The sequence below is a fragment of the Streptomyces sp. NPDC005791 genome (genome assembly GCF_042871485.1).
GTDB lineage: Bacteria > Actinomycetota > Actinomycetes > Streptomycetales > Streptomycetaceae > Streptomyces.
Map to the genome: position 1 here is coordinate 490,121 of NZ_JBIAIP010000001.1, position 26,461 is coordinate 516,581.

Below are 26,461 nucleotides of genomic sequence, written 5' to 3' on the forward strand. Positions count from 1 at the left end.
ATTGTGAGCCAGCCGGGGGACCTGGTGGGCCCGCCGGAGGTGTCGCGGGAGGCGGCCGGTGCCCCGATGGCAGGATGCGACGCCATGCAGCTAGTACGACAAAAGGAAAAATCCTCCGCGAAGCATCACGGAACGGTCTGCGCGATTCTGGTGGTCCTGCTGGCCGGAGCCGCCGCGTCCGGGTGTGCCGACGTGACGGACGACGATGCCGCCGTGCGGCAGGGGCCGGCCGCCGGGCAGCCGGGAGCGGTCGGCCACCCGGGAGCCGCCGCTCCTCCGGCGGGCCCCGCCGCCGCCGCGGCAGCGGCCGAGCGGCTGAAGCGGGAGCAGGCGGCCCGTGTCGCCGCGGCGAGGAAGTGGGGCCTGGAGAAGGTCCCGCTCACCGCTCCCGCGCCACCCTCCGTGAGGCCCCGCATCACGACCCGCGAGGGGTTCGAGGTGGACGGCGGGGAGTCGTTGCCGCCGGTCTTCACCACCGTGCCCACCGAGGAACGCATCGTCTTCCTGACGATGGACGACGGGGCGGAGAAGGATCCCGAACTGCTGCGGATGATGACGGAGCTGAAGATCCCGTACAGCGCGTTCCTCAGCGACTACGTGGTGAGCGACGACTACGGCTACTTCAAGGACATGCAGGCCAGGGGCGTCACCCTCCACAACCACACGCTCAACCACCGCTATCTCCCGGGGCTTTCGGCCGCCGAGCAGCGGCGGGAGATCTGTGGCGAGCAGGACAGGATCGAGAAGCACTTCGGGAAGCGGCCCACCCTCTTCAGGCCGCCGTACGGCAACTACAACGGTGACACCCTGCGCGTCGCCAAGTCCTGCGGCATCACGGCGGTGCCCCTGTGGGCCGCCGAGGCGTTCCCCGACCACATGGAGTGGCGGGAGTGGGACCAGGACCTGCACCCCGGTGACATCATCCTCACCCACTTCCGGGGGCGGGGGGACTGGGGGGGATCCATGGCCGACATGATCCGCCGCGTGATGAAGACGGTCACGGACAAGGGCTACGCCGTGGCCAGGCTGGAGGACTACGTCTGAGCGATCCGGGCGACGGCGGGGCCGGCGCGCGCGTGCCCTCCGTCGCCCGGAACACCGCGGCGGTCTCCCTCGTTGTCCGGGCGTGCGCAGGCTCCGCGACGCCACGCGAGGGTGGTGAATTGGCACTCCGCTTGACCGAGTGCTAATCGCGGCCATAGTCTCAGTGCTGGCACTCCCCCAGGGAGAGTGCCAGCACAACTGCGCGACAGGGCAGGTCCGGCACCCGCGACGACGGATCGGTCCGGTCGCCATCCCACAGACTGTTAAACCCCGTGAGATCTCCGAAGGGGGAGACCGGATCGTGTCGACCACCAGCTCCAAGGTTGCGATCAAGCCGCTCGAGGACCGCATTGTGGTCCAGCCGCTCGACGCCGAGCAGACCACGGCTTCCGGCCTGGTCATTCCGGACACCGCCAAGGAGAAGCCCCAGGAGGGCGTCGTCCTGGCCGTGGGCCCGGGCCGCTTCGAGAACGGCGAGCGCCTTCCGCTCGACGTCAAGACCGGCGATGTCGTTCTGTACAGCAAGTACGGCGGCACCGAGGTGAAGTACAACGGCGAGGAGTACCTCGTCCTCTCGGCGCGCGACGTTCTCGCGATCGTCGAGAAGTAATTCACCCACGTTTGCTTCTGTTCTGCGCCCCTGGCCCCCTGCGAAATAACTAGCCGGGTGGCGAGGGGCGCAGTTCGTTTGAGAGGACAGCTCAGCCCATGGCGAAGATTCTGAAGTTCGACGAGGACGCCCGTCGCGCCCTTGAGCGCGGCGTCAACAAGCTTGCCGACACGGTGAAGGTGACGATCGGTCCGAAGGGCCGCAACGTCGTCATCGACAAGAAGTTCGGCGCTCCCACCATCACCAACGACGGTGTCACCATCGCGCGCGAGGTCGAGCTCGACGACCCGTACGAGAACCTCGGTGCCCAGCTGGTGAAGGAGGTGGCGACCAAGACCAACGACGTGGCGGGTGACGGCACCACCACCGCCACCGTGCTCGCCCAGGCCCTCGTCCGCGAAGGTCTGCGCAACGTAGCCGCGGGCGCGTCCCCGGCCGCCCTGAAGAAGGGCATCGACGCCGCCGTGAAGGCCGTGTCCGAGGAGCTCCTCGCGACCGCGCGCCCGATCGACGACAAGGCCGACATCGCCGCCGTGGCCGCGCTCTCCGCGCAGGACCCGCAGGTCGGCGAGCTCATCGCGGACGCGATGGACAAGGTCGGCAAGGACGGTGTCATCACCGTCGAGGAGTCCAACACCTTCGGTCTGGACCTCGAGTTCACCGAGGGCATGGCCTTCGACAAGGGCTACCTGTCCCCGTACATGGTGACCGACCAGGAGCGTATGGAGGCCGTCCTCGACGACCCGTACATCCTGATCCACCAGGGCAAGATCGGCTCCATCCAGGAGCTGCTCCCGCTGCTGGAGAAGGTCATCCAGGCCGGTGCCTCCAAGCCCCTCCTGATCATCGCCGAGGACGTCGAGGGCGAGGCGCTCTCCACCCTCGTCGTCAACAAGATCCGTGGCACGTTCAACGCCGTCGCGGTGAAGGCCCCGGGCTTCGGCGACCGCCGTAAGGCCATGCTCGGCGACATCGCCACCCTCACCGGTGCGACCGTCATCGCCGAGGAGGTCGGCCTCAAGCTCGACCAGGCCGGTCTCGACGTGCTGGGCACCGCCCGCCGCGTCACCGTCTCCAAGGACGACACGACCATCGTCGACGGCGGCGGCGACTCCGCCGACGTCAAGGGCCGGGTCAACCAGATCAAGGCCGAGATCGAGTCCACGGACTCCGACTGGGACCGTGAGAAGCTCCAGGAGCGCCTCGCGAAGCTGGCCGGCGGCGTGTGCGTGATCCGTGTCGGTGCCGCCACCGAGGTGGAGCTCAAGGAGAAGAAGCACCGTCTGGAGGACGCCATCTCCGCGACCCGCGCCGCGGTCGAGGAGGGCATCGTCTCCGGTGGTGGCTCCGCCATCGTCCACGCCGTCAAGGTCCTCGAGGGCAACCTCGGCAAGACCGGCGACGAGGCCACGGGTGTCGCGGTCGTGCGCCGCGCCGCCGTCGAGCCGCTCCGCTGGATCGCGGAGAACGCGGGCCTCGAGGGCTACGTCATCACCTCGAAGGTCTCCGAGCTCGAGAAGGGTCAGGGCTTCAACGCCGCGACCGGCGAGTACGGCGACCTGGTGAAGGCCGGCGTCATCGACCCGGTCAAGGTCACCCGCTCCGCCCTGGAGAACGCCGCTTCCATCGCGTCGCTGCTCCTCACGACCGAGACCCTGGTCGTCGAGAAGCCGGCCGAGGAAGAGGCCGACGCCGGTCACGGCGGCCACGGCCACAGCCACTAGTACGGCTCCGTACGCCATCGAGGCCCGGTACCCCCGTCGCGGGGGCACCGGGCCTCGGTGTCTTCAGCCGGGCTCCGCTTCCGGGCGTCTACCGCGGGCCGTACGTCCGGCCCGCGCGGGAGGTGACTCCGCCGAGCAGGCTGCGGGGCGTCAGCTTCACCAGGCCCATCAGGGCCTTGTAGCGCGGGTCCGGGATGGACACCGACCTGCCCCGGGCCAGGTCCGCCAGGGCCGCGGCCACCAGCTTGTCCGCGTCGAGCCACATCCAGTCCGGGATGTTGCCCGTCCCCATCCCGGCCCGCTCGTGGAACTCGGTCCGTACGAAGCCCGGGCACAGCGCCATCAGCCGCACCCCCGATCCCGCGAGGTCCTTCGCCGCGCCCTGGGTGAACTGGACGACCCAGGCCTTCGACGCCCCGTACGTCCCCCGCGGCAGGAAGGCCGCGACGGAGGCCACATTGACCACCCCTCCGCGACCGCGTTCCCGCATCGAGCCCGCCGCGGCCGAGGTCAGCCGCAGCACCGCCTCGCAATGGACCTTCAGCATGGTCAGCTCATCGGCCATCGGGACATCCAGGTAGCGCCCCTTGTTGCCGAAACCGGCGTTGTTGACCAGCAGGTCGACAGGACTGACACGGTCCGTCAGCCGTGCGGCGACCGCCTCGATCCCGGCGTCCGTGGACAGGTCGGCCGTCAGCACCTCGGCCTCTATGCCATGTCCGTCATGGAGTTGCGTGGCCTGGGCCCGCAGCCGCTCCGTGTCCCGGGCCACCAGCACCAGATTGTGCCCGTCACCCGCGAGCCGCCGCGCGAAGGCGGCCCCGATCCCCGCCGTCGCGCCCGTAATCAGTGCAGTCGTCATATGCGGCACGTTAGTGCCCCGTGCGGACGGCGGCCGACCCGCCTTCCTCCCTGACCGGTCCGTCGCTCTCCGCCCGGTCAGGAAACGGCCGAAGAGCCCTGCTTCGCCACGTACGCCCGGGCTGCGCGCAGGGTCTCCGTGTGCAGCGCGTCACCGGCGTCGAGCAGGCGGGGCAGCAGCTCCCGCTCCGTCGTCGTCGCCCGGAACTCCAGGGCCGCGGTGATGTCGTGGTCGGGCACGTGTACCACCTCGACCGGGTCGCCGGAACGGATCGCCCCCGGTTCGATCACCCGGAGATACGCGCCGGTGGCCCCCTCGCGGGTGAACCGCTTCACCCAGCCCCGCTCGCCCAGGTGGCCCGCGAACGTACGGCACGGAATGCGGCCCGACGTCACTTCCAGGACCAGCTCGTCGCCGATCCGCCAGCGCTCCCCGATCCGCGCGTGGCTCACGGTGACACCCAGGGTCGTCAGGTTCTCGCCGAAGGCGCCGTTGGGCAGAGGGCGGCCGAGCCGCTTCTCCCAGGCGTCGAGCTCCTCGCGGGCGTAGGCGTACACCGCCTGGTCCGAGCCGCCGTGATGGCGCAGGTCGCACACCGCGTCACCGGAGAGACCGCTGCCGCCGCTGCCCTTGGGGCCGGGGTCGGTCACGCGCACGGGGCCGTCGGCCGGCTGCTTGCCGATTCCGGTGAGGCGGTCGGCCGCGTCGGAGTGCGCGGAGGGCGTCGGACGGCCGAGGTTCACAGTGAGCACCTTCATGACACGACAGGCTAGCCGCGGGATCCTCAAAGTCGCTCATGAATATTCGACTGACGATGCAAGAGTCGCTTATGGTCGAAGGGTGATCGAAGCCCGTCATCTCCGAGTCCTGCGCGCCGTGGCCACCACCGGGTCGTTCTCCGCCGCCGCGCGGGAGCTGGGCTGCACCCAGCCGGCCGTCAGTCAGCAGATGAAGGCGCTGGAGGGCTCCGCGGGTACGCCGCTGCTCATACGCACGGGGCGCGAGATGCGCCTCACCCAGGCGGGAGAGGCACTGGTGCGCCATGCGTCCGGCATCCTCGCGGGGCTGACCGCCGCCGAGGAGGAGGTCGCCGCGATCGCCGGACTGCGGGCCGGCCGTGTCCGGCTCGTTTCGTTCCCGAGCGGGAGCTCCACCCTGGTGCCCGGTGCCCTCGCCGCCCTGCGTGCCGCGCACCCCGGCACCCAGGTCTCCCTCGTCGAGGCCGAGCCGCCGCGGTCGGTGGAGATGCTGCGCGACGGTGACTGCGACATCGCCCTCGCCTTCCGCTACGGCGACGTCACCGGCGAGTGGGACGACCTGGTGGTGCGTCCGTTGCTCACGGACCGGCTCATCGGCCTGGTCCCGGAGGGGCACCGGCTGGCGGGGACGGACGCCGTGGGCATCGGGGAGCTGGCCGAAGAGCCGTGGATCGCGGGCTGTCCGCGCTGCAGGCGTCAGCTGGTGGAGGTGTGCGAGGAGTCCGGCTTCACGCCTCGTATCGACTTCGCCACGGACGACTACCCGGCGGTGATCGGTCTCGTGGGGGCGGGCCTCGGCGTGGCCGTCCTCCCTGAGCTGGCCTTGGAGTCCGTACGTCCGAAGGGGGCGCGCACCGTGACGGTGGAGCCGGCCGTGGAGCGGCAGATCGTCGCCCTCACCCTGCCCGACCTCGCCCGGGTGCCGGCGGTGGCGGCGACCCTGGACCAGCTGTCCCTGGCGGCCGCGCGCTGATCCGCGTGGCCCGGGAACCGGCCCGCGTGGCGCGGCCTGCCCGGCCGCGTCCTTGCCGCGTCCCGCGCGGAGTCGCCGGTCGTGAGGAAACGTTTCTGCATGTGAGGGGCCGTGCGGAGTCTCAGGTCTGGCCGGGCTCCGCGGCCGGCCCCGAGTGGGCGGAGATCAGACGGTTGCGGGCGCGGCCCATGAGTTCCTCGCGCTCGTCCTCGGTCAGGCCGCCCCACACGCCGTAGGGCTCCCGGACGGCGAGCGCGTGCGCCGCACACTCGGCGCGTACCGGGCAGCGCATGCAGACCTCTTTCGCCGAGGTCTCACGGGCACTCCGGGCCGCTCCGCGCTCCCCCTCGGGATGGAAGAACAGTGAACTGTCGACCCCGCGGCAGGCGGCCAGCAGCTGCCAGTCCCACAGGTCCGCGTTGGGTCCGGGAAGGCGGGAGAAATCTGCCATTGCGTGTCCCCTCGAAACCTTGCTGGTTCGTTGACGGCGTCCTCGACCGGCGGTGCTCATCGGTGACCGGAGTTCCGACCGTACATCTACGGTGTTAGTAGATGTAAATATGACTGATTGCGAATCTAGCCTCATACGCCAGCAAAAGGGAAGAAAACCCGCTAAATGGGGCAGGTTGTCGAGCGGAAATTCGGTTGACGGGTGAAGGACCCCGTGTCGCTCTCCTGCGTGAACACTCCCTCACTTAGAGTGCCGAACCGGATGCTTTGGCCCGTAACTCTTTCGAGTGACCGTCGTTGTTGAGGGGGAGGCGGTTGACGGAGAACGCGCTCGGGCAGATGTCCGAGGGGGTCAACCGCACAGGTGACGACTTGTATCAGCCTGGAGGCTCAAGGTGACGCGCATCAGCTGCGGAGGACGGTCATGACATCCGTCCTCGTCTGCGACGACTCCCCGCTCGCCCGAGAAGCGCTCCGCCGCGCGGTTGCGACCGTGCCCGGCGTCGAGCGTGTGACGACTGCGGCCAACGGTGAGGAAGTGCTCCGCCGCTGGGGGGCCGACCGTTCGGATTTGATTCTGATGGACGTACGCATGCCCGGTCTGGGGGGTGTGGAGACGGTCCGGCGGCTGCTCTCGGCGGACCCCGGGGCCCGGATCATCATGCTGACCGTCGCCGAGGACCTGGACGGAGTCGCGCTCGCGGTCGCCGCCGGTGCCCGCGGCTACCTGCACAAGGACGCCTCGCGTGCCGAATTGCGCGCGACCGTGACCCAGGCCCTCGCCGATCCGACCTGGCGACTCGCCCCGCGCCGGCTGCGGTCCGCCGAGATGGGTGCGGCGCCCACGCTCACCGCGCGGGAGATCCAGGTGCTCGAGGGCATGAGTCACGGGCGGTCGAACGCGGAGATCGGGCGAGAGCTGTTCCTCTCCGAGGACACGGTGAAGACCCATGCGCGGCGTCTGTTCAAGAAGCTCGGGGCCTCGGACCGTGCGCACGCCGTCGCGCTGGGATTCCGCTGGGGCCTGGTCCGATGACGCCGCTGCGCGGCCGATGACCGTGCGTTCCCGTCCGCACGCCGGCGGACGGGGCGGCGGGTGGCGGCGGACCTGCGGCCGGGCCCTCCTCACCAGGACCATGTGACGCTTTCCGGCCGATGCCGCATCCTTGGGGTTGTGGAGTTCCTCGCGGAACATTCGGTCGAGCGGAAGGGGAGGGCGCAGGACATGACATCCGGCGCACCCGCTCACAACACCGGCGACGCGCGAGCCGGTGCACACATCCGTGCCTCCGGCGCGTCCGCCGACCGTTCCGACGCATCCGCTGATAACGCTTCGGTGCACAACCCGGGACGCGGTGCCTCGGACCGGACGGCCTCAAGGCACCATGGTCCGATGCGTGAGGACGGGACGACGGTGATCGGTGCTCTGGTGCACCGTGCGGTCGACGGTGACGCGCAGGCCACGCATGACCTGCTGGCCCACGTCCACCCCCTCGCCCTGCGGTACTGCAGGTCCCGGCTGAACCGGCTGCCCGGTGATGCCCGTCACTTCGTGGAGGACCTCGCGCAGGAGGTGTGCGTCGCGGTGCTGATGGCGCTGCCGCGCTACAAGGACACCGGCAGGCCCTTCGAAGCCTTCGTGTTCGCCATCGCGGGCCACAAGGTCGCCGACCTCCAGCGCGCCGCGATGCGGCACCCCGGATCGACGGCGGTGCCCTCCGACGAGATGCCGGAGCGCCCCGACGATTCCCTCGGCCCCGAGGAGCGTGCGCTGCTCAGCAGCGACGCGGCCTGGGCCAAGAAGCTTCTCGCCAATCTGCCGGAGAACCAGCGCGAGCTGCTGGTCCTCCGGGTCGCGGTCGGGCTGACCGCTGAGGAGACCGGGCAGATGCTCGGGATGTCCCCGGGCGCCGTCCGGGTCGCTCAGCACCGTGCGCTGAGCAGACTGCGCGCCCTCGCGGGCCAGTGAACCGCGGTTACTGAGGGTTCCTGTGGGTGTGCGGACGGTGTGGAGGAAGCCACGGAACCGCTGGGTGATCTTGATCGTGGAATGAGACACCCCGTGAGGCCGTTAGCATGGACATCCGCACCGATCAAGGCCATTTGGGGAAGGTGTCATGACTGCAAACGTCGACGGAGTGCCCGAGAAATTCGCGACGCTCGGGCTGACATACGACGACGTGCTGCTGCTGCCCGGCGCGTCCGACATGGCGCCCGATCAGATCGATACCTCCTCGTACATCTCCAAGAACGTGCGGGTGAACATCCCGCTGCTCTCGGCGGCGATGGACAAGGTCACCGAGGCGCGCATGGCGATCGCCATGGCCCGGCAGGGTGGCGCGGGTGTCCTGCACCGCAATCTCTCCATCGCCGACCAGGCCAACCAGGTCGACCTGGTGAAGCGTTCCGAGTCCGGCATGGTCACCGACCCGATCACGGTGCACCCGGACGCGACGCTGCGCGAGGCGGACGAGCTCTGCGCGAAGTTCCGCATCAGCGGAGTGCCGGTGACCGACGCGGCGGGCAAGCTGCTCGGCATCGTCACCAACCGTGACATGGCCTTCGAGTCGGACCGCGGCCGTCAGGTGCGCGAGGTCATGACGCCGATGCCGCTGGTCACGGGCAAGGTGGGCATCTCCGGCGTGGACGCCATGGAGCTGCTGCGCCGCCACAAGATCGAGAAGCTTCCGCTGGTCGACGACGCCGGGGTCCTCAAGGGCCTCATCACCGTCAAGGACTTCGTCAAGGCCGAGAAGTACCCGAACGCCGCCAAGGACAAGGAAGGCCGGCTGCTCGTCGGCGCCGCCGTCGGTGTCGCCGGGGACGCGTTCGAGCGTGCTCAGGCGCTGGCCGAGGCCGGTGTCGACTTCATCGTCGTCGACACGGCGCACGGTCACTCCCGACTCGTCGGCGACATGGTCGCCAAGATCAAGTCGAACGCCTCCGGGATCGACGTCATCGGTGGGAACATCGCCACCCGTGACGGCGCCCAGGCGCTCATCGACTCGGGCGTCGACGGCATCAAGGTCGGCGTCGGCCCCGGTTCCATCTGCACCACCCGTGTCGTCGCCGGCATCGGCGTCCCGCAGGTCACGGCGATCTACGAGGCCTCGCTCGCCGCGAAGGCGGCCGGTGTGCCGGTCATCGGCGACGGCGGCCTGCAGTATTCCGGCGACATCGCCAAGGCGCTCGTGGCCGGCGCGGACACCGTGATGCTCGGCTCGCTGCTGGCGGGCTGCGAGGAGTCCCCGGGCGAGCTGATGTTCATCAACGGCAAGCAGTTCAAGTCGTACCGCGGCATGGGTTCGCTCGCCGCGATGCAGACCCGCGGCGACCAGCGGTCGTACTCCAAGGACCGGTACTTCCAGGAGGGCGTCGCCTCCGACGAGAAGCTGGTCCCCGAGGGCATCGAGGGCCAGGTGCCCTACCGCGGCCCGCTGTCCGCGGTGGTCCACCAGCTCACCGGTGGTCTGCGCCAGTCGATGTTCTACGTCGGCGGCCGGACGGTCCCGGAGCTCCAGGACAACGGCCGTTTCGTCCGGATCACCTCGGCGGGTCTCAAGGAGAGCCACCCGCACGACATCCAGATGACGGTCGAAGCGCCGAACTACAGCAGGAAGTAACACATCGACGCGGGTGAGGGGCGGACCGGGGTTCCCGGGACCGCCCCTCATGTGTGTGTCGGGGATACTGGTCAGCGCAGACGTAGAGGAAAGGCACACCATCGTGACTGAGATCGAGATCGGGCGCGGCAAGCGCGGTCGGCGGGCATACGCGTTCGACGACATCGCTGTCGTGCCGAGCCGGCGCACCCGTGACCCGAAGGAGGTCTCGATCGCCTGGCAGATCGACGCCTACCGTTTCGAGCTGCCCTTCCTGGCCGCCCCCATGGACTCGGTGGTCTCCCCGCAGACCGCGATCCGCATCGGTGAGCTGGGCGGGCTCGGTGTCCTCAACCTCGAGGGGCTGTGGACCCGGCACGAGGACCCGCAGTCGCTCCTCGACGAGATCGCCGAGATGCCCGTCGAGGCCGCCACCCCGCGGCTCCAGGAGATCTACTCCGCCCCCATCCAGGAGGAGCTGATCGGCCGGCGGATCAAGGAGGTGCGCGACTCCGGTGTCGTCACCGCCGCAGCGCTGTCGCCGCAGCGCACCGCACAGTTCTCCAAGGCGGTCGTCGACGCGGGCGTGGACATCTTCGTCATCCGCGGTACGACGGTCTCCGCCGAGCACGTCTCCAGCGCGGCCGAACCGCTCAACCTGAAGCAGTTCATCTACGAGCTGGACGTCCCGGTCATCGTCGGCGGCTGCGCCACGTACACCGCCGCCCTCCACCTGATGCGCACCGGCGCGGCCGGTGTCCTCGTGGGCTTCGGCGGCGGCGCCGCGCACACGACGCGCAACGTCTTCGGCATCCAGGTCCCGATGGCGACCGCGGTCGCCGATGTGGCCGGGGCTCGCCGCGACTACATGGACGAGTCCGGCGGCCGGTACGTGCACGTCATCGCGGACGGCGGTGTGGGCTGGTCCGGCGACATCCCGAAGGCCGTCGCCTGTGGCGCGGACGCCGTGATGATGGGCTCCCCGCTGGCCCGTGCCACGGACGCGCCCGGCCGCGGCCGGCACTGGGGCATGGAGGCCGTCCACGAGGACGTGCCGCGCGGCAAGCTGGTCGACCTGGGCTCCGTCGGCACGACCGAGGAGGTCCTGACCGGCCCCTCGCACAGCCCTGACGGCTCGATGAACATCTTCGGCGCGCTGCGCCGGGCGATGGCCACCACGGGCTACAGCGACCTCAAGGAGTTCCAGCGCGTCGAGGTGACGGTGGCGGACTCGCAGCACCGCCGCTGACGTAACCGCGCCTGTGGGAGGGCCCGGACCGCGCCTGCGGTCCGGGCCCTCCCACCGTTGCGTCCGACGGGCCCGCTCAGCGGGCGGCCTTCTTGGCGGCCGAGAAGGCGGCGGCCGCGGCGATCGCGAAGAACAGGACGCTGATCACGTCGGTGTCGGCCTTCCAGGCCTCGTGCAGCAGGCCGAAGTGGTCGAAGAACATCTCGGAGACGGTGACCGGGGCGACCTTGGTGGCGATGATGGCCTCGCCGAGCAGCTGGCCGCCGTACACGCCGGCCAGGGCGAGGGCCGCTCCGACCACCGCCACGACAGGGTTACGGCCACCGACCTTGCCGCCTGCGAAACCGACCAGGAAACCGACACCGACGGCCGCGTAGCCGATCTGGTGCTGGGTGGCGCCGATGATCCCGCCGTAGACACCGGCGCCGACGAGGGTCGCGACGACGGCGGCGAGGAGACCGAGGCCCAGGTTGTCACGGGTCGGTGACGGCGGTGCGAACGGCATGCCGCCGCCGAACTGGCCGGGCTGCCCCGGCTGCTGACCCGCGAACGGGTTGCCCGTCGGTGCGGGAGGCTGCTGTCCGGCGTACGGGTTGCCCGTGGGGGCTCCGGGCTGCTGGGCCGCGTACGGATTGCCGTCGGCGGGTTGCTGCGCCGCGTACGGATTGCCGTCGGCGGGCTGACCGCCGTAGGGCTGCTGCGGCGGATTCGGCGGCTGTACGGGCTGGCTCATGATCGTGTTCCCCCTGGGACGTACGCACTGGTGCGCGAGAAGTGACGCCGCAGGCTAGCAGTCCGCGCCGACACGGCCCACCGGTGATTCCGGAGGCTGCGCGCGAGTGTCACAGGCGGTGTGCGGCCCCCGCCGGGGTGGCCCCCCGGGTGTCCAGGAGGAGCTGGGCCTTCACCGCCAGGCCCTGGAGGTCGTACGTGCGATGGTGCTGCAGAAGCACCGTCAGATCGGCTCCGGCGGCGGCCTCGTACAGGGAGTCGGCGCGCGGGACGGGCAGATCGCGTACCCGCCAGTCCAGGACGTGCGGGTCGTGGTAGCCGATCTGGGCACCCATGTCCATCAGCCGCGTCGCGATCTCACGGACGGGCGAGGCCTCCTGGTCGGCGAGATCCGGCTTGTACGTGACGCCGAGCAGCAGGACCCTGGCCCCCCGGACGGACTTGCCGTGCTCGTTCAGCAGGGTCGCGCAGCGCTGGATCACGTAGCTGGGCATTCGGTCGTTGATCTCCTTGGCCAGCGAGACCATGCGCAACGGGTGTCCCGGCGTACGGCTGTTGTACGGGAAGTAGCCGGGGTCCACCGGAGCGCCGTGGCCGCCGACACCGGGGCCGGGGCGGAACGGCTGGAAGCCGAACGGCTTGGTCTCGGCGCACCTGATGACGTCCCAGAGGTCGACACCGAGGTCGTGGCAGAGCACCGCCATCTCGTTGACCAGCGCGATGTTGACGTGCCGGAAGTTCGTCTCGAGGACCTTCGTCATCTCCGCCTCGCGCGGTCCGCGGGCCCGGACGACTTTGTCGGTGAGCCGCCCGTAGAAGGCGGCGGCCGATTCGGTGCACGCGGGGGTGAGGCCGCCGATGACCTTCGGGGTGTTGCCGTACACGTGGGTGCGGTTGCCTGGGTCGAGGCGGCCGGGGGAGTGGGCGAGGTGGAAGTCCCGTCCGGCGCGCAGTCCGGAACCCTCCTCCAGCAGGGGGCGTACGACGTTCTCGGTGGTCCCGGGTGGCACGGCCGATTCCACCAGGACGGTGGTGTGCGGTCGCAGCCGGGCGGCGAGGGCCCGTGCCGCGTCGGTCACGGCGCCGAGGTCGAGGGTGCGGTCCGGTCCCAGGGGGGTTGGGGCGCAGATCGCGGCGGTGCGCACCCGGCCCAGCTCCGCCGGGTCGGCGGTGGGCCGGAAGCCGCCCGCGACCATCCGGCGGATGTCGGAGGCGCTGAGGGATCCCTCGACCGGCGTACGGCCCGCGGAGAGTTCGGCGTAAGGGCGCGGGTCGGGGTCGTAGCCGACGGTGTGGATTCCCACGCCGACGGCTGCTTGGGCGAGGGGCAGGCCGAGGTGACCGAGTCCGATGACGGCGAGGTCTGCGGGCATGTGGGCCGTCCTTTCCCTAAGGCCAAAAGACAGAAAGCGCAACTGCTGGGGACAGCGCCATGTCAGAATAGGCGTAAATATGACCTGTATGTCGGATTCTGTGACTCTTGTGGGGCGGGTGTTGTCCACAGGCGGTGGCTGAAGTCGTGGACCGCGGACAGAATCGAGGGGTGGGCACGGACGCCCGGCCCTCCGGCCGGTCCCCGCCCCGTGCCGGACCACCCCGATGCACCGGGACTACCGGGAGGCAGCAGTGAGGACAGCGACACTGGGACCCGCGGAGCGCGCCGAGGCGCTGACCGCGATGGCCGATCGCGAACTGGACGTGCTGGTCGTGGGAGCGGGCGTGGTCGGCGCCGGGACCGTGCTGGACGCGGTCACCAGAGGACTCTCGACCGGGCTGGTCGAGGCGCGCGACTGGGCGTCCGGCACGTCCAGCAGGTCGAGCAAGCTGATCCACGGCGGGCTGCGCTATCTGGAGATGCTGGACTTCGCGCTCGTACGGGAGGCGCTGAAGGAGCGCGGACTCCTGCTGGAGCGGCTGGCGCCGCATCTGGTGAAACCCGTGCCCTTCCTCTACCCGTTGCAGCACAAGGGCTGGGAGCGGCTGTACGCCGGCTCGGGCGTCGCGCTGTACGACGCGATGTCGGTGTCCTCCGGCCACGGCCGCGGGCTGCCCGTGCACCGGCACCTCTCCCGCCGCCACGCCCTGCGGGTCGCCCCCGCGCTCAAGAAGGACGCCCTGGTCGGAGCCCTGCAGTACTACGACGCCCAGATGGACGACGCGCGCTATGTGGCGACCCTGGTGCGCACGGCCGCGGGCTACGGCGCGCACGTCGCCAACCGGGCGCGTGTGACCGGCTTCCTGCGGGAGGGGGAGCGGGTCGTCGGCGCACGGGTGCAGGACGTCGAGGGTGGCGGGGAGTACGAGGTCAGGGCCAAGCAGGTGGTCAACGCCACCGGGGTGTGGACGGACGACACCCAGGCGCTGATCGGCGAGCGCGGACAGTTCCACGTCCGGGCGTCGAAGGGCATCCATCTCGTCGTGCCCAAGGACCGCATCCACTCCTCGACCGGGCTGATCCTGCGGACCGAGAAGTCCGTGCTCTTCGTGATCCCGTGGGGACGGCACTGGATCATCGGCACGACCGACACCGACTGGGACCTGGACAAGGCCCATCCGGCCGCTTCCAGCGCCGACATCGACTATCTGCTCGAACACGTGAACTCGGTGCTGAACACCCCTCTGGGCAGGGACGACGTCGAGGGTGTCTATGCCGGCCTCCGTCCCCTGCTGGCCGGCGAGTCGGACGCCACGAGCAAGCTCTCCCGGGAGCACACGGTGTCCCACCCGGCGCCCGGGCTCGTCGTCGTGGCCGGCGGCAAGTACACGACGTACCGGGTGATGGCGAAGGACGCCGTCGACGAGGCGGTGCACGCACTGGACCAGCGGGTGGCGGACTGCGTCACGGAGGACATCCCGCTGCTGGGAGCCGAGGGCTACCGCGCCCTGTGGAACGCCCGCGCCAGGATCGCCGCCCGCACCGGGCTGCACGTCGTCCGGGTGGAGCACCTGCTCAACCGCTACGGCTCGATGACCGAGGAGCTCCTGGAGCTCGTCCAGGCCGACTCCTCGCTGGGTGAGCCGCTGGCGGGTGCCGAGGACTATCTGCGGGCCGAGGTCGTCTACGCCGCTTCGCACGAGGGCGCCCGGCACCTCGACGACGTCCTGACGCGGCGCACCCGGATCTCCATCGAGACCTTCGACCGGGGCACCCGCTGCGCCCGGGAGTGCGCGGACCTGATGGCGACGGTGCTCGGCTGGGACACGGGCCAGGTCGAACGCGAGGTGGAGCACTACCGCAAGCGGGTGGAGGCGGAGCGGGAGTCCCAGCGGCAGCCGGACGATCTGACGGCGGACGCGGCGCGGCTGGGTGCGCCGGACATCGTGCCGCTCTGAGGGCCAGGACCTCCAGGACGGCCCGGCGGGCGGAACTCCGCCTCCGGGGAACCCGCTTGAGGGCCCCGCCGTCCGTACGAGCCGGGGGAGGTAGGACGATGCGGTCGTGCGGTGTGGTTCGCTGGGCAGGCACGCGCTTCTTACGGCGGGCTGAACGAGCACCGGCGGGGCGGTGGGCATCGCCCTGGGTGTCGGCAGGGCGGGGTCTTCCTTCCTCCGGCACATCATGGCCGACCCCGGGACCCGGGACCACGACCGGTCCCGGGGTGAGGGACAATGAACGCTCTGCCAGGGCGGGTTGATCGCAGAGGGGACGCATGTCGGAGGCGGAGCAGGCGCGGGAGCCCCAAGGGGACAAGAACGGACGTCTCCTGGCGGGGCGGTACCGCCTCGGGGAGGTGCTCGGCCGGGGCGGCATGGGCACGGTCTGGCGTGCTGCCGACGAGACGTTGGGGCGCACGGTCGCGGTCAAGGAACTGCGGTTCCCGTCGTCCATCGACGAGGAGGAGAAACGGCGTCTCATCACGCGAACCCTGCGTGAGGCGAAGGCGATCGCGAGGATCCGCAACACCAGTGCGGTGACGGTCTACGACGTGGTCGACGAGGACGACCGCCCCTGGATCGTCATGGAACTGATCGAGGGCAAGTCCCTCGCCGAGGTGATCCGTGAGGACGGGACGCTGACGCCCAGGCGCGCGGCGGAGGTCGGCCTCGCCATCCTCGACGTGCTGCGCTCGGCGCACCGTGAGGGCATCCTGCACCGTGACGTGAAGCCGTCCAACGTGCTGATCTCGGAGGACGGCCGGGTCGTCCTGACCGACTTCGGGATCGCCCAGGTCGAGGGCGACCCCTCCGTCACCTCGACCGGCATGCTCGTCGGCGCCCCCTCCTACATCTCGCCCGAGCGAGCCCGGGGTCACAAGCCCGGGCCGCCCGCCGACCTGTGGTCGCTGGGTGGGCTCCTGTACGCGAGCGTGGAGGGCCGCCCGCCGTACGACAAGGGCTCGGCCATCGCCACGCTGACGGCGGTGATGACGGAGCCGGTCGAGCAGCCGGTGAACGCGGGGCCGCTGGAGGAGGTCATCTACGGCCTGCTGGAGAGGGATCCCGACCAGCGGCTGGACGACGCCGGGGCGCGCGTCCTGCTCAATGCGGTGATCAACGCTCCGGACGAGCCTGTCGCACCTCCGGCCGACCGCACCCAGGTCATGGCGCTGCCCACGATCGGTCAGCCCGAGAGCGACAAGAGCGACAAGGGGACCAAGGCCGACAAGGGTGCCAAGTCCGGCAGGGGCGACGCCAAGGGCGGCGGCAGGAAGGCCGCCGCTGCGGCCGCATCCGCCGCGGCGGCGGCAGCCGTGTCCGCCCGGGCCGACGAGGGCAGCGGGTCCGCGGCCGTCACGGGCTCCGGGAGACGTGCCGCCGGTGATTCCGGCGGCACGGGCCAGGCTGCCGGTTCCTCCTCCGGTGCGTCCTCGGCGAGCACTCCTCTCGGGGTGTCGGGGCTCGCCGAGAACACGCGGGACCGGCTGCGCGGCGCGCTGCGGTCCGTGCGCGAAGCGAAGTCCCAGGCCGCGTACGGCAAGAAGGCGTCCGGCGCCACGGCCGCCATGGCATCGGCCTCCGGGACCGCCGTGCCGTCCGGCCGTCCGGCCGTGCCCCGCGCGTCGATCACCGACGTCGTGCCGCGCCGCACGCTGGCGGTCATCGCCGGTGTCGTCGTGCTCGCCGTCCTCGGCACGGTCCTCGCGCTCACGCTCGGCGACGGCGACGCGGGCAACGAAGGCGGCGGCTCCCAGGGCGATACCGCCGCGTCGGCCGGTGCGACGTCCGGCGGCGACGCCGAGCCCGCCACCGGCGGCTCCGGCAAGGACTCCGGCAAGGGTGAGGACAGCACCCAGGACGGGGGCAAGGAGGGCCAGGGGCAGGACAAGGGCGAGGCGTCCGGTGACACGTCGCCCTCGCCGGAGGCCGGAGAGGCGACCCCCGACCCGGACGCGCTGCCCGCCGGATACAAGACGGTCACCGACAAGCGGTTCCACTTCTCCATGGCGATGCCCGGGACCTTCGAGCTCGACGGCATAGCGGGACAGAACTCGGGCGGCATCTACAACGCCGACGGTGGCTTCCCCCGCGTCCAGGTCGACTACAACTCCTCCCCGAAGGACGACGCGAAAGCCGCATGGGCCGGGGCGGTCGCGGCCACCAAGAGCCTCAGCAACGGCTACGAGCACATCGGGATAAAGACGGTCGAGTACAACGGCTACCCGACCGTCGCCGACTGGGAGTTCACACGCAACCAGCAGGGCATGCGGGTCAGGGTGCTCAACCGCGGCTTCAAGGTCGACGCCACCCACGGCTACTCGATCATGATCAGCTGCAAGGCGGACGCCTGGGACGGCGAGGAGTGCCGGACGCTGCGCGAAACGGCGCACGCCACCTTCACGCCGACCGACTGACGGACCGGCCGGCTGACCGCCCGGGCGGTCAGGTTGGCGTGACCGGCCGCGCGACTGCGACTTGCCACGTATGGTGAGACGCCGAGGACCGTGCGCAGCCGCAACGGTGGGTCAACTGCACAGCAAGTGACCGCGATCGACGAAATCGCGCGGTCTCGGTGACCGGGGGAACAGCGCGCTCTGGGGAGGCGTCGTGGACGACTACGCGGGTCGGGTGCTTGCCGACCGCTACCGCCTTCCGCTGCCCCCGTCCGATGCGTACGAACTGGTCGAGACACGGGCGTTTGACACGTACAGCGGACAAGAAGTCCTGGTGCGTCAGGTGCCGTTGCCTGAGGTCGTGGACGCCGAGGTGCTCGACGGCGACGGCCTCCCCTCGGCCCGGCGCGCCACCGGGCGTACGGTGCGGCGGCCCACGGATCCAGCGGTCCGGCGCGCGATCGAGGCCGCGCAGGCGGCCGCCCAGGTGCCCGACCATCCGCGCCTCGACCAGGTCTTCGACGTGTTCGCCGAGGCGGGATCGCTCTGGATAGTGAGCGAACTGGTCGCCGCCCGTCCGCTCGCCGCACTTCTCGCGGAGCGGCCCCTCAACCCCTACCGGGCCGCCGAGATCGGCTCCGACGTGCTCACGGCGCTGCGGGTGCTGCACGCGCACGGCTGGACCCACCGCAACATCACGGTCCGCACGGTGCTGGTCTGCGACGACGGCCGCGTCGTGCTGACGGGGCTCGCTGCAGGTGCCGCCGAGGAAGCGCTGTGCGGCTACGTCCCGGCGCCGCAGCCGGACGACGAGGACACCTACGGGCCCCCGGCGGTCGAGTCGGGCCCCACCGGGCCGTACGACCCGTCGGCGGTCGAGTCGGGTCCCGCCGAGCCGCATGATCCGTCGGCGGTCGAGTCGGAGCCGTACGAGTTCGAGCCGTACGAGTCCGGGCCGTACGAGTCCGGGCCGTACGAGTCCGGGCCGTACGAGTCCGGGCTGTACGACCCGTCGACGGTCGAGTCCGAGCCGTACGAGCCCGGGCCGCACGAGCTCCCAGCCCTCGGGTACGAGCAGAGCGTGGCTGCACCCGGGTCGGATGCGCCGGTCGCTCCGGAGGGCCTGCCCGCCCCCCGGACGTCCACCGACGGAGTGCCGCCCGCCTCAGGTCCCCCCACCGGGATCGGGGCCGCGGCACGCCCCGCGCTGCCTCCTGCCCTGCCCCCCACGGGGCCCGCCGAGGGCAGCCCGGCGCAGGTGCGAGCCGCCCGTGCCGGAGCCATCGCGGCCTACCGCGCGGGTGCCCGCGCAGCGGCCCGCGGCAGTGAGGACCCCAAGCGACCGGAGCACGACCCCGGTGACGGACCTGACGAGGGCCCCGACGCGGCTGAGCGTGAGGAGCCCGGCGCGCGGTTCACCGCTCCGCCCGCTCCCGGGACCCCGCGGCTGACCGGCTGGGGTACGGCGGCCGGCGCCCCGTACCCGTACGACGACGAGGACGAGGACGACGAGGACGACGAGGACGACGAGGGCCCGGGAGGCTCCCCGCCCCCCGGACGGCGTGTCCACCTCGCCGGCACCTGGGACGACGGCCCGGGCGCAGGCCGCCCCGTGCCCGCGGGCGGCTCGGGAGGACCGGGTGGTTCCGGCGAGGACGCGCTGCGTGCCGACGCCCGGCGCCTCGGCAGCGGACCGGCCGAGCGCCGGGACCGGTTGCCGCAGCCCGTCGCCGCCCGTGGCCCCGCCGGAGGGTGGGACGAGGTCGTCGCCGGAAGCGGTGCCACACCCGCCTACCGGGGCCCGGCCACTCCTCTGGCCGCCGAACGCGCCCGGCAGGCCCGTATCGCCGTGGTCGGCGCCGTGACCGAGCGGTGGGCGCCCGAGCAGGCGGGACCGGTCCACGACAACTGGCAGCTCGCCCCGCCCATCGGCCCCTCCACCGACCTGTGGGCGCTCGGCGCGCTGCTCTACCGCGCCGTGCAGGGCCACGCCCCGTACCCGGAGGAGAACGCGGCCGAGCTCGTCCAGATGGTCTGCGGTGAGCCGCCGGCCTTCGCGGAGGAGTGCGGCGCGCTGCGGCCCGTCGTCGAGTCGCTGCTGCGCCAGGACCCCACCGAGCGCCCCGACTTCGAAGAGCTGCGCGGCTGGCTGCGCTCCCTCGTGCGGTCGGCCCCGGAGCCCGAGGCCGGCACCGACATCGTCACGCTGCCGCCCGCCGACGCCGCCCGACTGCCGGTCGTACGCCGCCGGGGCGAGCTGGTGCGCCGCCGCTGGGGCCGTGGCGGAGCGGGCCGGCATCGTCAGGGAAAGCCGCAGCGCCGCGAGCAGCAGCGCTCGTACGAGCAGCCGCAACGGGCGTACGCACAGCCGCCGGGGTTCGAGCAGCAGACGTACGAGAGGCCACCTGCGTACGAGAAGCCGCCCCGCGAACCCAAGGGGCCCAAGGTGCTGCGCGAGCCGCAGCCCGGTGGCCGGGCGCCGCGACGGCTCGGACGGCTGCTGCTGGTGCTGATCCTGCTGGCGATGGCCGCCGCCATCGCCTACGCCATGCTGTTCATGCCCGAGGAGGGCTCGGAGACGGGAGCGGCTCCCTCGGGCTCCGTCGCGCCGGCGGACCCGGAGGCCGGCGACAGCCCGTCCACCAAGGCATCGGCGTCCGATCGCCCTTCCGAGGAGCCGTCCGGCTCGTCCGGTGCGCAGAAGCCGCAGACCAGCCGTTCCGCCGCAGCCCTGGCGCCGGGCTACGAGCTGCGCAAGGACGCCGAAGGCTTCGAGCTCGGTGTGCCGGAGGACTGGCAGCGCAGTCCGGCCAACGCCGACCGTCAGATCCGTTACGGCAGCGACGGGTTCAGCGTGCTCGTCGTACCCGGTCGGGACACCGTCAAGGTCAACGGTGACGACCCGTTGGACTACCAGCGGGACAAGGAACCCGAGTTGCAGCCCTTCCGTGAGTCCAGCTGGGCCACGTCCACCGGGTTGCGCCGCGTCGACGTCGGTCGACGGGCCATGGCGGAGGGACAGTTCACCTGGCAGGAGAGCGGCGGGCGTGAGGTGTACGTCCGTAACCTGGTGATGATCGTGTCCGGCAGGTACCACATCGTCCAGGTCATGGGCCCGGAGAGTGAGCGGGACAAGGTCTCCGACATCTACGAGCAGGCCATCTCCACCTACCGCGTGCGCTCCTGACGGTGCGACAGCGCGACGCGACAAGCATCACAGTGCGGTTTCGTGGGCGGTGCGAGGTTACGTGGCACCACCTCTCCTCCGTACCCTGTCGTCCCAAGGAACGGGGCGAGGACACACGTGGAACACGCGCAGGGAACGGACGCGGGGATCGTACTGGCCGGACGGTACCGGCTGGGTGAGGTCCTGGGCCGGGGCGGCATGGGCAAGGTGTGGCGCGCGCAGGACGAGGTGCTGCACCGGACCGTCGCGGTCAAGGAGTTGACCGCCGGACTGTACGTCGCCGAGGCGGACCGGGCCGTGCTGCACGCCCGTACGCAGAAGGAGGCGCGAGCGGCGGCCCGGATCACGCATCCCGGGGTCGTCACCGTCCATGACGTCATCGAGTACGACGACCGCCCCTGGATCGTCATGCAGTACGTCGACGGGCCCTCGCTCGCCGACGCGACGAAGGAGTCGGGTGAGGTCGAGCCCCGCGAGGCGGCCAGGATCGGGCTGCACGTCCTGAGCGCCCTGCGGGCGGCGCACGGCGCCGGTGTCCTGCACCGGGACGTCAAGCCGGGCAACGTCCTGCTCGCCAGGGACGGCCAGGTCCTGTTGACCGACTTCGGCATCGCAGCGATCGAGGGCGACTCCACCATCACCAGGACAGGCGAACTGGTGGGTTCCATCGACTACCTGGCGCCCGAGCGGGTGCGCGGCGGCGATCCGGGCCCCGCGTCCGACCTCTGGTCGCTGGGTGCCACGCTCTACACGGCCGTCGAGGGGACCTCGCCCTTCCGCCGTACGTCCCCGATCTCCACCATGCAGGCCGTCGTCGCGGAGGAACCGCCACCGCCGGTGCACGGCGGCGCGCTGGCGCCCGTGATCACGGCACTGCTGCGCAAGGACCCCGCCGACCGTCCGACGGCCGAGCAGACGGAGCGCATGCTGCTGGACGCGATGGAGGGGCGGAAGCCCCGTGCCGCGCAGGCGCACGTGCCGACGCAGCGGGTCTCCGAGGACGACCTGCGCGCCTTCTCGGCCCCGGACGGTGCGACCGCCCACCTTCCCCGTCCCCTGCCCCCGCCGTCCACGGCCCCGCACACCTCGGCGCCCACCACCCGGCGCAGCCGGGGCCGGTGGCGCACCGCCCTGCTGGTCGTCACCGCGGCCGCGCTGATCGGCGGGGCCGTGGGCCTGGTCGTGACGAAGACGGGCGGCGACAGCGGCGGCGCGTTGGACCGGAGTACCGCCGGCCCGGTGCGGGACCCCGGCGCGTCCGCCTCACAGAGTCCGGCCGTGGACCCTGCGGGGGACGAGGCCGAGCCCGCCTCGAAGGAGATACCCGACGGCTGGAAGCGGGTCACCGACCCCGAGGGCTTCAGCCTCGCCGTCCCCGACGGCTGGGAGCGGCAGGTGAACGACGGGCAGATCGACTACACCCCCGACAACGGTGGGCGCCGCATCCGGATCAGCCTCGATCCGCAGCCCGACTTCGCCCACTCGTACGCGCACATGCGGAGCATCGAGAAGGACCTGGCCGTGCGCCTGCCGGACTACCGGCGCCTGACGCTGGAGGAGAACGTCTTCCGCGACCGTCCCGGGTCCCGATGGGAGTTCACCTGGGTCGAGACCAAGGATCACCCGGGACCGCGGCTCGGCATCGACCAGATGTACTTCGCCGAGACGGGCGGTCCGGAGTACGCGCTCTACCTGACCGGGCCCGACGGGGACCGTGAGGAGACGCGACAGCTCTTCGAGACCATGCTGCGCAGCTGGGAACCGCCGGAGCCGACGGGCTGAGGTGCCAGTCCGACGGCCGAGGTCGGCGGACGTGTGATCCCGCGAGGCGCGGAGGATCGCTCCTGATCAGCAGTTATGTCGCCAGTGATCACTGGCTGTGTGGCTGGGCGCGGCGGGAGTCTCTGGCGGGGTCTGTGAAAACCTGTTACCCACGGGTACCCAAAGTGGGCGGCTGGACATACTCTCGCCCTCATGACGGACTCGCAGGCCTCCACGACCACCTCCGCCGCCTCCGGCACCCGCGTCGGCACCAACCCGGTGGCCGCCGCCCCCGCAGGCGCGCGCACCGCCGCCGACGTGGTCACCCCCGAGGTGATCGCCCAGCTGACCCGTGACGTCGTCGGCTCCGGCCGCACGGCCAACCACAGCCCCTTCACCGGGGAGAAGCTGGCCGACCTGCCCGAGTCCACCCCCGAGGACGTCGAAACCGCCTTCGAGCGCGCCCGTGCCGCCCAGCCCGCCTGGGCCGCGACGCCCGTCCGGGCCAGGGCCGCCGTGCTGCTCCGCTTCCACGACCTGATCCTGCAGCGCCAGTCCGAGGTCCTCGACCTCATCCAGCTGGAGACGGGCAAGGCCCGGCTGCACGCCCACGAGGAGGTGCAGGCCGTGGCCGTCGCGGCCCGGCACTACGGGCGCAGGGCCACTTCGTACCTCAGGCCGAAGCGGCACACCGGGGTCGTCCCGACCCTCACCAAGGTCACCGAACTGCGCCAGCCGCGCGGGGTCGTCGGCCAGATCGCCCCCTGGAACTACCCGCTCGAACTCTCCGTCGGCGACGCGCTGCCCGCCTTCGTCTCCGGCAACGCCGTCGTGATGAAGCCCGACACGGAGACCGCGCTGACCGCGCTGTGGGCCCGGGACCTCCTCGTCGAGGCCGGACTGCCCGCCGAGGTGTTCCAGGTGGTCCTCGGTGAGGGACCCGTCGTCGGCCCCGAGATCGTCAGCCGCGCCGACTACGTCTCCTTCACCGGCTCCACCCGCACCGGGCGTGAGGTCGCCCAGGGCGCCGCCGCGCGACTCGTCGGCGTATCACTGGAGCTCGGCGGCAAGAACGCCATGCTCGTCCTGGACGACGCCGATGTGGAGAAGGCCGCCGCGGGCGCCGTCCGCGCCTGCTTCTCCTCCGCCGGGCAGCTGTGCATCTCCATCGAGCGGCTGTACGTCCACGAGTCGGTGGCCGACGACTTCGTGGAGCGCTTCGCCGCCCGTACGAAGGCCATGCGGCTCGGCAGCTCCCTCGCCTACGGCGCCGACATGGGCTCGCTCGTCGGTGAGCGGCAGCTGGAGACCGTCAGCCGGCATGTGGCCGAAGCCGTGGAGAAGGGCGCCACGCTCGTCGCGGGCGGTGTCGCCCGGCCCGACATCGGCCCGCTCTTCTACGAGCCGACCATCCTCGACGGTGTCGAGGCCCCCATGGCGGTCTGCGGCGAGGAGACCTTCGGCCCGGTCGTCTCCGTCTACCGCTTCGGCGACGACGACGAAGCCGTCTCCCTCGCCAACGCCACCCCCTACGGCCTCAACTCCAGTGTCTGGACGAAGGACGCCGGGCGCGGCCACCGCGTCGCCGCGCGGCTGCGGACCGGCACCGTCAACATCAACGAGGGCTACGCACCCGCGTACGGCAGCGTCCAGTCGCCCATGGGCGGCATGAAGGACTCCGGCCTCGGCCGGCGGCACGGCGCCGAGGGCATCCTGAAGTACACCGAGGCCCAGACGGTCGCCCAGCAGCGGCTGATCCCCCTGGCGCCGGCCTTCGGGATGGACGACGAGAAGTACGCCGCCTTCATGAGCCGCAGCCTCAAGGTGATGAAGGCCTTCCGGCTGCGCTGACCCCCTCAGCCACCCCCTATCTGCCCTTTTCGCACCGAGGAGAGCCATGTCCCAGGACAGCCCTGCCCAGAATCAGGCCGCACGGGCCGTTCCGGCGGCGGACGACGACGCGTACGACTACGACGTCCTCGTCGTCGGCTCGGGCTTCGGCGGCGCGGTCTCGGCCCTGCGGCTGAGCGAGAAGGGATACCGGGTCGGCGTCCTGGAAGCGGGCCGCCGCTTCACGCGCGCCACCCTGCCCAGGAACTCCTGGGACATCAAGAACTACCTGTGGGCCCCGGCGCTCGGTCTGTTCGGCATCCAGCGGGTGCATCTGCTGGGCAAGGTGATGGTGCTGGCCGGTGCGGGTGTCGGCGGCGGCTCGCTCAACTACGCCAACACCCTGTACGTGCCGCCCGCCCCGTTCTTCGAGGACCGTCAGTGGGCCGGCATCACCGACTGGAAGGACGAGCTGGCGCCGTACTACGACCAGGCGAAGCGGATGCTCGGAGTGCGGCTCAACCCGACCGTGACCCCGGCGGACATCCACCTCAAGGCCGTGGCCGAGACCATGGGTGTCGGCGACTCCTTCCACCTCGCTCCGGTCGGCGTCTTCTTCGGTGACGGCCAGGACGCCGACGGCACGGCGCGCACGAAACCCGGCGGAGAGACGGCCGACCCCTATTTCGGCGGTGCGGGCCCCGCCCGCAAGGCCTGCTCCCAGTGCGGCGAATGCATGACGGGCTGCCGACACGGCGCGAAGAACACCCTCAACGAGAACTACCTGTACCTGGCGGAGAAGGCCGGCGCCGTCATCCACCCGATGACGTCCGTCGTCGCCGTCACGGACGGCCCGGACGGCGGCTACCGTGTGTCGACCGTGCCCACGCACCGGCGCCGCAAGGCGGCACCGTCCGTGCTGCGGGCCAGGAAGGTGGTCATCGCCGCGGGCACGTACGGCACGCAGACCCTGCTGCACACGATGAGGGACGAAGGACTGCTGCCCCGGCTGTCGTCCCGGCTCGGTGAGCTGACCCGCACCAACTCGGAGGGCCTGGTGGGGGCGCAGACCAGCGACCGCCGCTACCGCAAGAAGCACGGCACACCAAAGGCCGACTTCACCCGGGGTGTCGCCATCACCTCGTCGATCCACCCCGACGAGAACACCCACATCGAGCCGGTGCGTTACGGCAAGGGCTCCAACGCGATGGGCGCGCTGACCATCCTCCAGGTTCCCTACAGCACGCACCGGGTGCTGAGCTGGTTCGGCAACGTGGCCCGACACCCGTGGCTCCTGATGCGCTCGCTGTCCAACCGGCGCTGGTCGGAGCGGACCATCATCGGTCTCGTCATGCAGTCGCTGGACAACTCCCTGGTCGCGTACCGCAAGCCCGGCGGCGTCGGCAAGGGCCTGCTCACCGCCCGGCAGGGCCACGGTGCGCCCAACCCGACACAGATAGCTGAGGCGACCCAGGGCGCGACGCTGCTCGCCCAGGAGATCAACGGCTTCGCCGGGTCGAACGTCGGTGAGCTGATGGGCACCCCGCTCACCGCGCACTTCCTCGGCGGCTGCCCGATCGGGGCGAGCGCGGAGGAAGGCGTCATCGATCCGTACCACCGGCTCTACGGGCACCCGGGCATCTCCGTCGTCGACGGCTCCGCGGTCTCCGCCAACCTCGGCGTCAATCCGTCACTGACCATCACGGCGCAGGCGGAGCGCGCGATGTCCTTCTGGCCCAACAAGGGTGAGGCGGACCCGCGTCCGGCGCAGGACACGGCGTACGAGCGGCTGGCCCCCGTCGAGCCGCAGGCGCCCGCCGTGCCGGAGGAAGCGTTCGGGGCGCTGAAGCTGCCGTTCCTCGGGATACCGGTGGTGCCGCCGAAGGCGGCCGCGCCAGAGTCCTGAGC

19 protein-coding genes are annotated in these 26,461 nt (G+C 71.2%); 14 read left to right on the forward strand and 5 right to left on the reverse strand.

The genetic code is table 11. The annotated features are described in order from the left end of the window. Nucleotides 1-84 precede the first annotated feature (84 nt). The 3 genes from ACFYSH_RS02505 (at nucleotide 85) to groL (ending at nucleotide 3,378) form a co-directional block, all read left to right on the forward strand. Nucleotides 85-1,044: a polysaccharide deacetylase family protein gene (locus tag ACFYSH_RS02505; RefSeq protein ID WP_359469721.1), complete on the forward strand. Its 960-nt coding sequence runs from the start codon at nucleotides 85-87 to the stop codon at nucleotides 1,042-1,044. Nucleotides 1,045-1,345: 301 nt separating this feature from the next. Next, nucleotides 1,346-1,654 (forward strand): co-chaperone GroES, encoded by a 309-nt coding sequence (gene groES, locus ACFYSH_RS02510; RefSeq protein WP_003966899.1) that lies wholly within the window; start codon nucleotides 1,346-1,348, stop codon nucleotides 1,652-1,654. Between the two features lie 98 nt (nucleotides 1,655-1,752). Beyond that, nucleotides 1,753-3,378, forward strand: coding sequence for a chaperonin GroEL (gene groL / locus ACFYSH_RS02515; RefSeq protein WP_359469608.1), 1,626 nt, complete (start codon nucleotides 1,753-1,755; stop codon nucleotides 3,376-3,378). An 88-nt stretch (nucleotides 3,379-3,466) separates the two neighbouring features. Here the strand turns inward: groL and ACFYSH_RS02520 are convergent, their stop codons facing one another. Together ACFYSH_RS02520 and ACFYSH_RS02525 are read right to left on the reverse strand one after the other, a co-directional pair. Next, a complete protein-coding gene (locus tag ACFYSH_RS02520; RefSeq protein WP_359469610.1) occupies nucleotides 3,467-4,240 on the reverse strand; it encodes an SDR family oxidoreductase in 774 nt (257 codons plus the stop codon). A gap of 77 nt (nucleotides 4,241-4,317) precedes the next feature. After that, nucleotides 4,318-4,998 carry an MOSC domain-containing protein gene (locus ACFYSH_RS02525; protein ID WP_359469613.1) on the reverse strand — a complete coding sequence of 227 codons (681 nt, stop codon included), beginning with the start codon at nucleotides 4,996-4,998 and terminating at the stop codon, nucleotides 4,318-4,320. Between the two features lie 82 nt (nucleotides 4,999-5,080). On the opposite strand from ACFYSH_RS02525, the gene ACFYSH_RS02530 reads away from it, so the two are divergent. Next, nucleotides 5,081-5,971: a LysR family transcriptional regulator gene (locus ACFYSH_RS02530; protein ID WP_359469616.1), complete on the forward strand. Its 891-nt coding sequence runs from the start codon at nucleotides 5,081-5,083 to the stop codon at nucleotides 5,969-5,971. A gap of 121 nt (nucleotides 5,972-6,092) precedes the next feature. Here ACFYSH_RS02530 and ACFYSH_RS02535 read toward each other — a convergent pair whose 3' ends face one another. Beyond that, nucleotides 6,093-6,422: a WhiB family transcriptional regulator gene (locus ACFYSH_RS02535; protein WP_359469619.1), complete on the reverse strand. Its 330-nt coding sequence runs from the start codon at nucleotides 6,420-6,422 to the stop codon at nucleotides 6,093-6,095. 423 nt (nucleotides 6,423-6,845) lie between these two features. Between ACFYSH_RS02535 and ACFYSH_RS02540 the strand changes: the two genes are divergently transcribed. The 4 genes from ACFYSH_RS02540 to ACFYSH_RS02555 all read left to right on the forward strand — a co-directional run bounded on the left by ACFYSH_RS02540 (nucleotide 6,846) and on the right by ACFYSH_RS02555 (nucleotide 11,272). After that, entirely contained in the window at nucleotides 6,846-7,457 is a 612-nt protein-coding gene (locus tag ACFYSH_RS02540; protein ID WP_003948568.1) for a response regulator transcription factor, read from the forward strand. A 357-nt stretch (nucleotides 7,458-7,814) separates the two neighbouring features. Then, a complete protein-coding gene (locus tag ACFYSH_RS02545; RefSeq protein ID WP_030123887.1) occupies nucleotides 7,815-8,390 on the forward strand; it encodes a sigma-70 family RNA polymerase sigma factor in 576 nt (191 codons plus the stop codon). Between the two features lie 148 nt (nucleotides 8,391-8,538). Further along, nucleotides 8,539-10,044: an IMP dehydrogenase gene (gene guaB / locus ACFYSH_RS02550; RefSeq protein ID WP_359469623.1), complete on the forward strand. Its 1,506-nt coding sequence runs from the start codon at nucleotides 8,539-8,541 to the stop codon at nucleotides 10,042-10,044. A gap of 103 nt (nucleotides 10,045-10,147) precedes the next feature. Beyond that, nucleotides 10,148-11,272 carry a GuaB3 family IMP dehydrogenase-related protein gene (locus ACFYSH_RS02555; protein ID WP_359469626.1) on the forward strand — a complete coding sequence of 375 codons (1,125 nt, stop codon included), beginning with the start codon at nucleotides 10,148-10,150 and terminating at the stop codon, nucleotides 11,270-11,272. 76 nt (nucleotides 11,273-11,348) lie between these two features. On the opposite strand, the gene ACFYSH_RS02560 is transcribed toward ACFYSH_RS02555, so the two are convergent. Together ACFYSH_RS02560 and ACFYSH_RS02565 are read right to left on the reverse strand one after the other, a co-directional pair. Then, nucleotides 11,349-12,005 carry a hypothetical protein gene (locus tag ACFYSH_RS02560; RefSeq protein ID WP_359469628.1) on the reverse strand — a complete coding sequence of 219 codons (657 nt, stop codon included), beginning with the start codon at nucleotides 12,003-12,005 and terminating at the stop codon, nucleotides 11,349-11,351. Between the two features lie 109 nt (nucleotides 12,006-12,114). After that, nucleotides 12,115-13,377 (reverse strand): nucleotide sugar dehydrogenase, encoded by a 1,263-nt coding sequence (locus tag ACFYSH_RS02565; protein WP_359469630.1) that lies wholly within the window; start codon nucleotides 13,375-13,377, stop codon nucleotides 12,115-12,117. Between the two features lie 253 nt (nucleotides 13,378-13,630). On the opposite strand from ACFYSH_RS02565, the gene ACFYSH_RS02570 reads away from it, so the two are divergent. The 6 genes from ACFYSH_RS02570 (at nucleotide 13,631) to ACFYSH_RS02595 (ending at nucleotide 26,459) form a co-directional block, all read left to right on the forward strand. Next, on the forward strand, nucleotides 13,631-15,337 hold the full coding sequence (locus ACFYSH_RS02570; RefSeq protein WP_388750464.1) for a glycerol-3-phosphate dehydrogenase/oxidase: 1,707 nt from the start codon (nucleotides 13,631-13,633) through the stop codon (nucleotides 15,335-15,337). A gap of 317 nt (nucleotides 15,338-15,654) precedes the next feature. Further along, nucleotides 15,655-17,796 (forward strand): serine/threonine-protein kinase, encoded by a 2,142-nt coding sequence (locus tag ACFYSH_RS02575; RefSeq protein ID WP_388750467.1) that lies wholly within the window; start codon nucleotides 15,655-15,657, stop codon nucleotides 17,794-17,796. 193 nt (nucleotides 17,797-17,989) lie between these two features. Continuing rightward, nucleotides 17,990-20,962: a protein kinase gene (locus tag ACFYSH_RS02580; RefSeq protein ID WP_359469638.1), complete on the forward strand. Its 2,973-nt coding sequence runs from the start codon at nucleotides 17,990-17,992 to the stop codon at nucleotides 20,960-20,962. Nucleotides 20,963-21,079: 117 nt separating this feature from the next. After that, nucleotides 21,080-22,744 (forward strand): protein kinase, encoded by a 1,665-nt coding sequence (locus ACFYSH_RS02585; protein WP_359469640.1) that lies wholly within the window; start codon nucleotides 21,080-21,082, stop codon nucleotides 22,742-22,744. Nucleotides 22,745-22,936: 192 nt separating this feature from the next. After that, nucleotides 22,937-24,574 (forward strand): succinic semialdehyde dehydrogenase, encoded by a 1,638-nt coding sequence (locus ACFYSH_RS02590; RefSeq protein ID WP_359469643.1) that lies wholly within the window; start codon nucleotides 22,937-22,939, stop codon nucleotides 24,572-24,574. Between the two features lie 46 nt (nucleotides 24,575-24,620). Beyond that, nucleotides 24,621-26,459, forward strand: a complete 1,839-nt coding sequence (locus tag ACFYSH_RS02595) for a GMC family oxidoreductase (protein WP_359469646.1) — start codon at nucleotides 24,621-24,623, stop codon at nucleotides 26,457-26,459. Nucleotides 26,460-26,461: the final 2 nt, after the last annotated feature.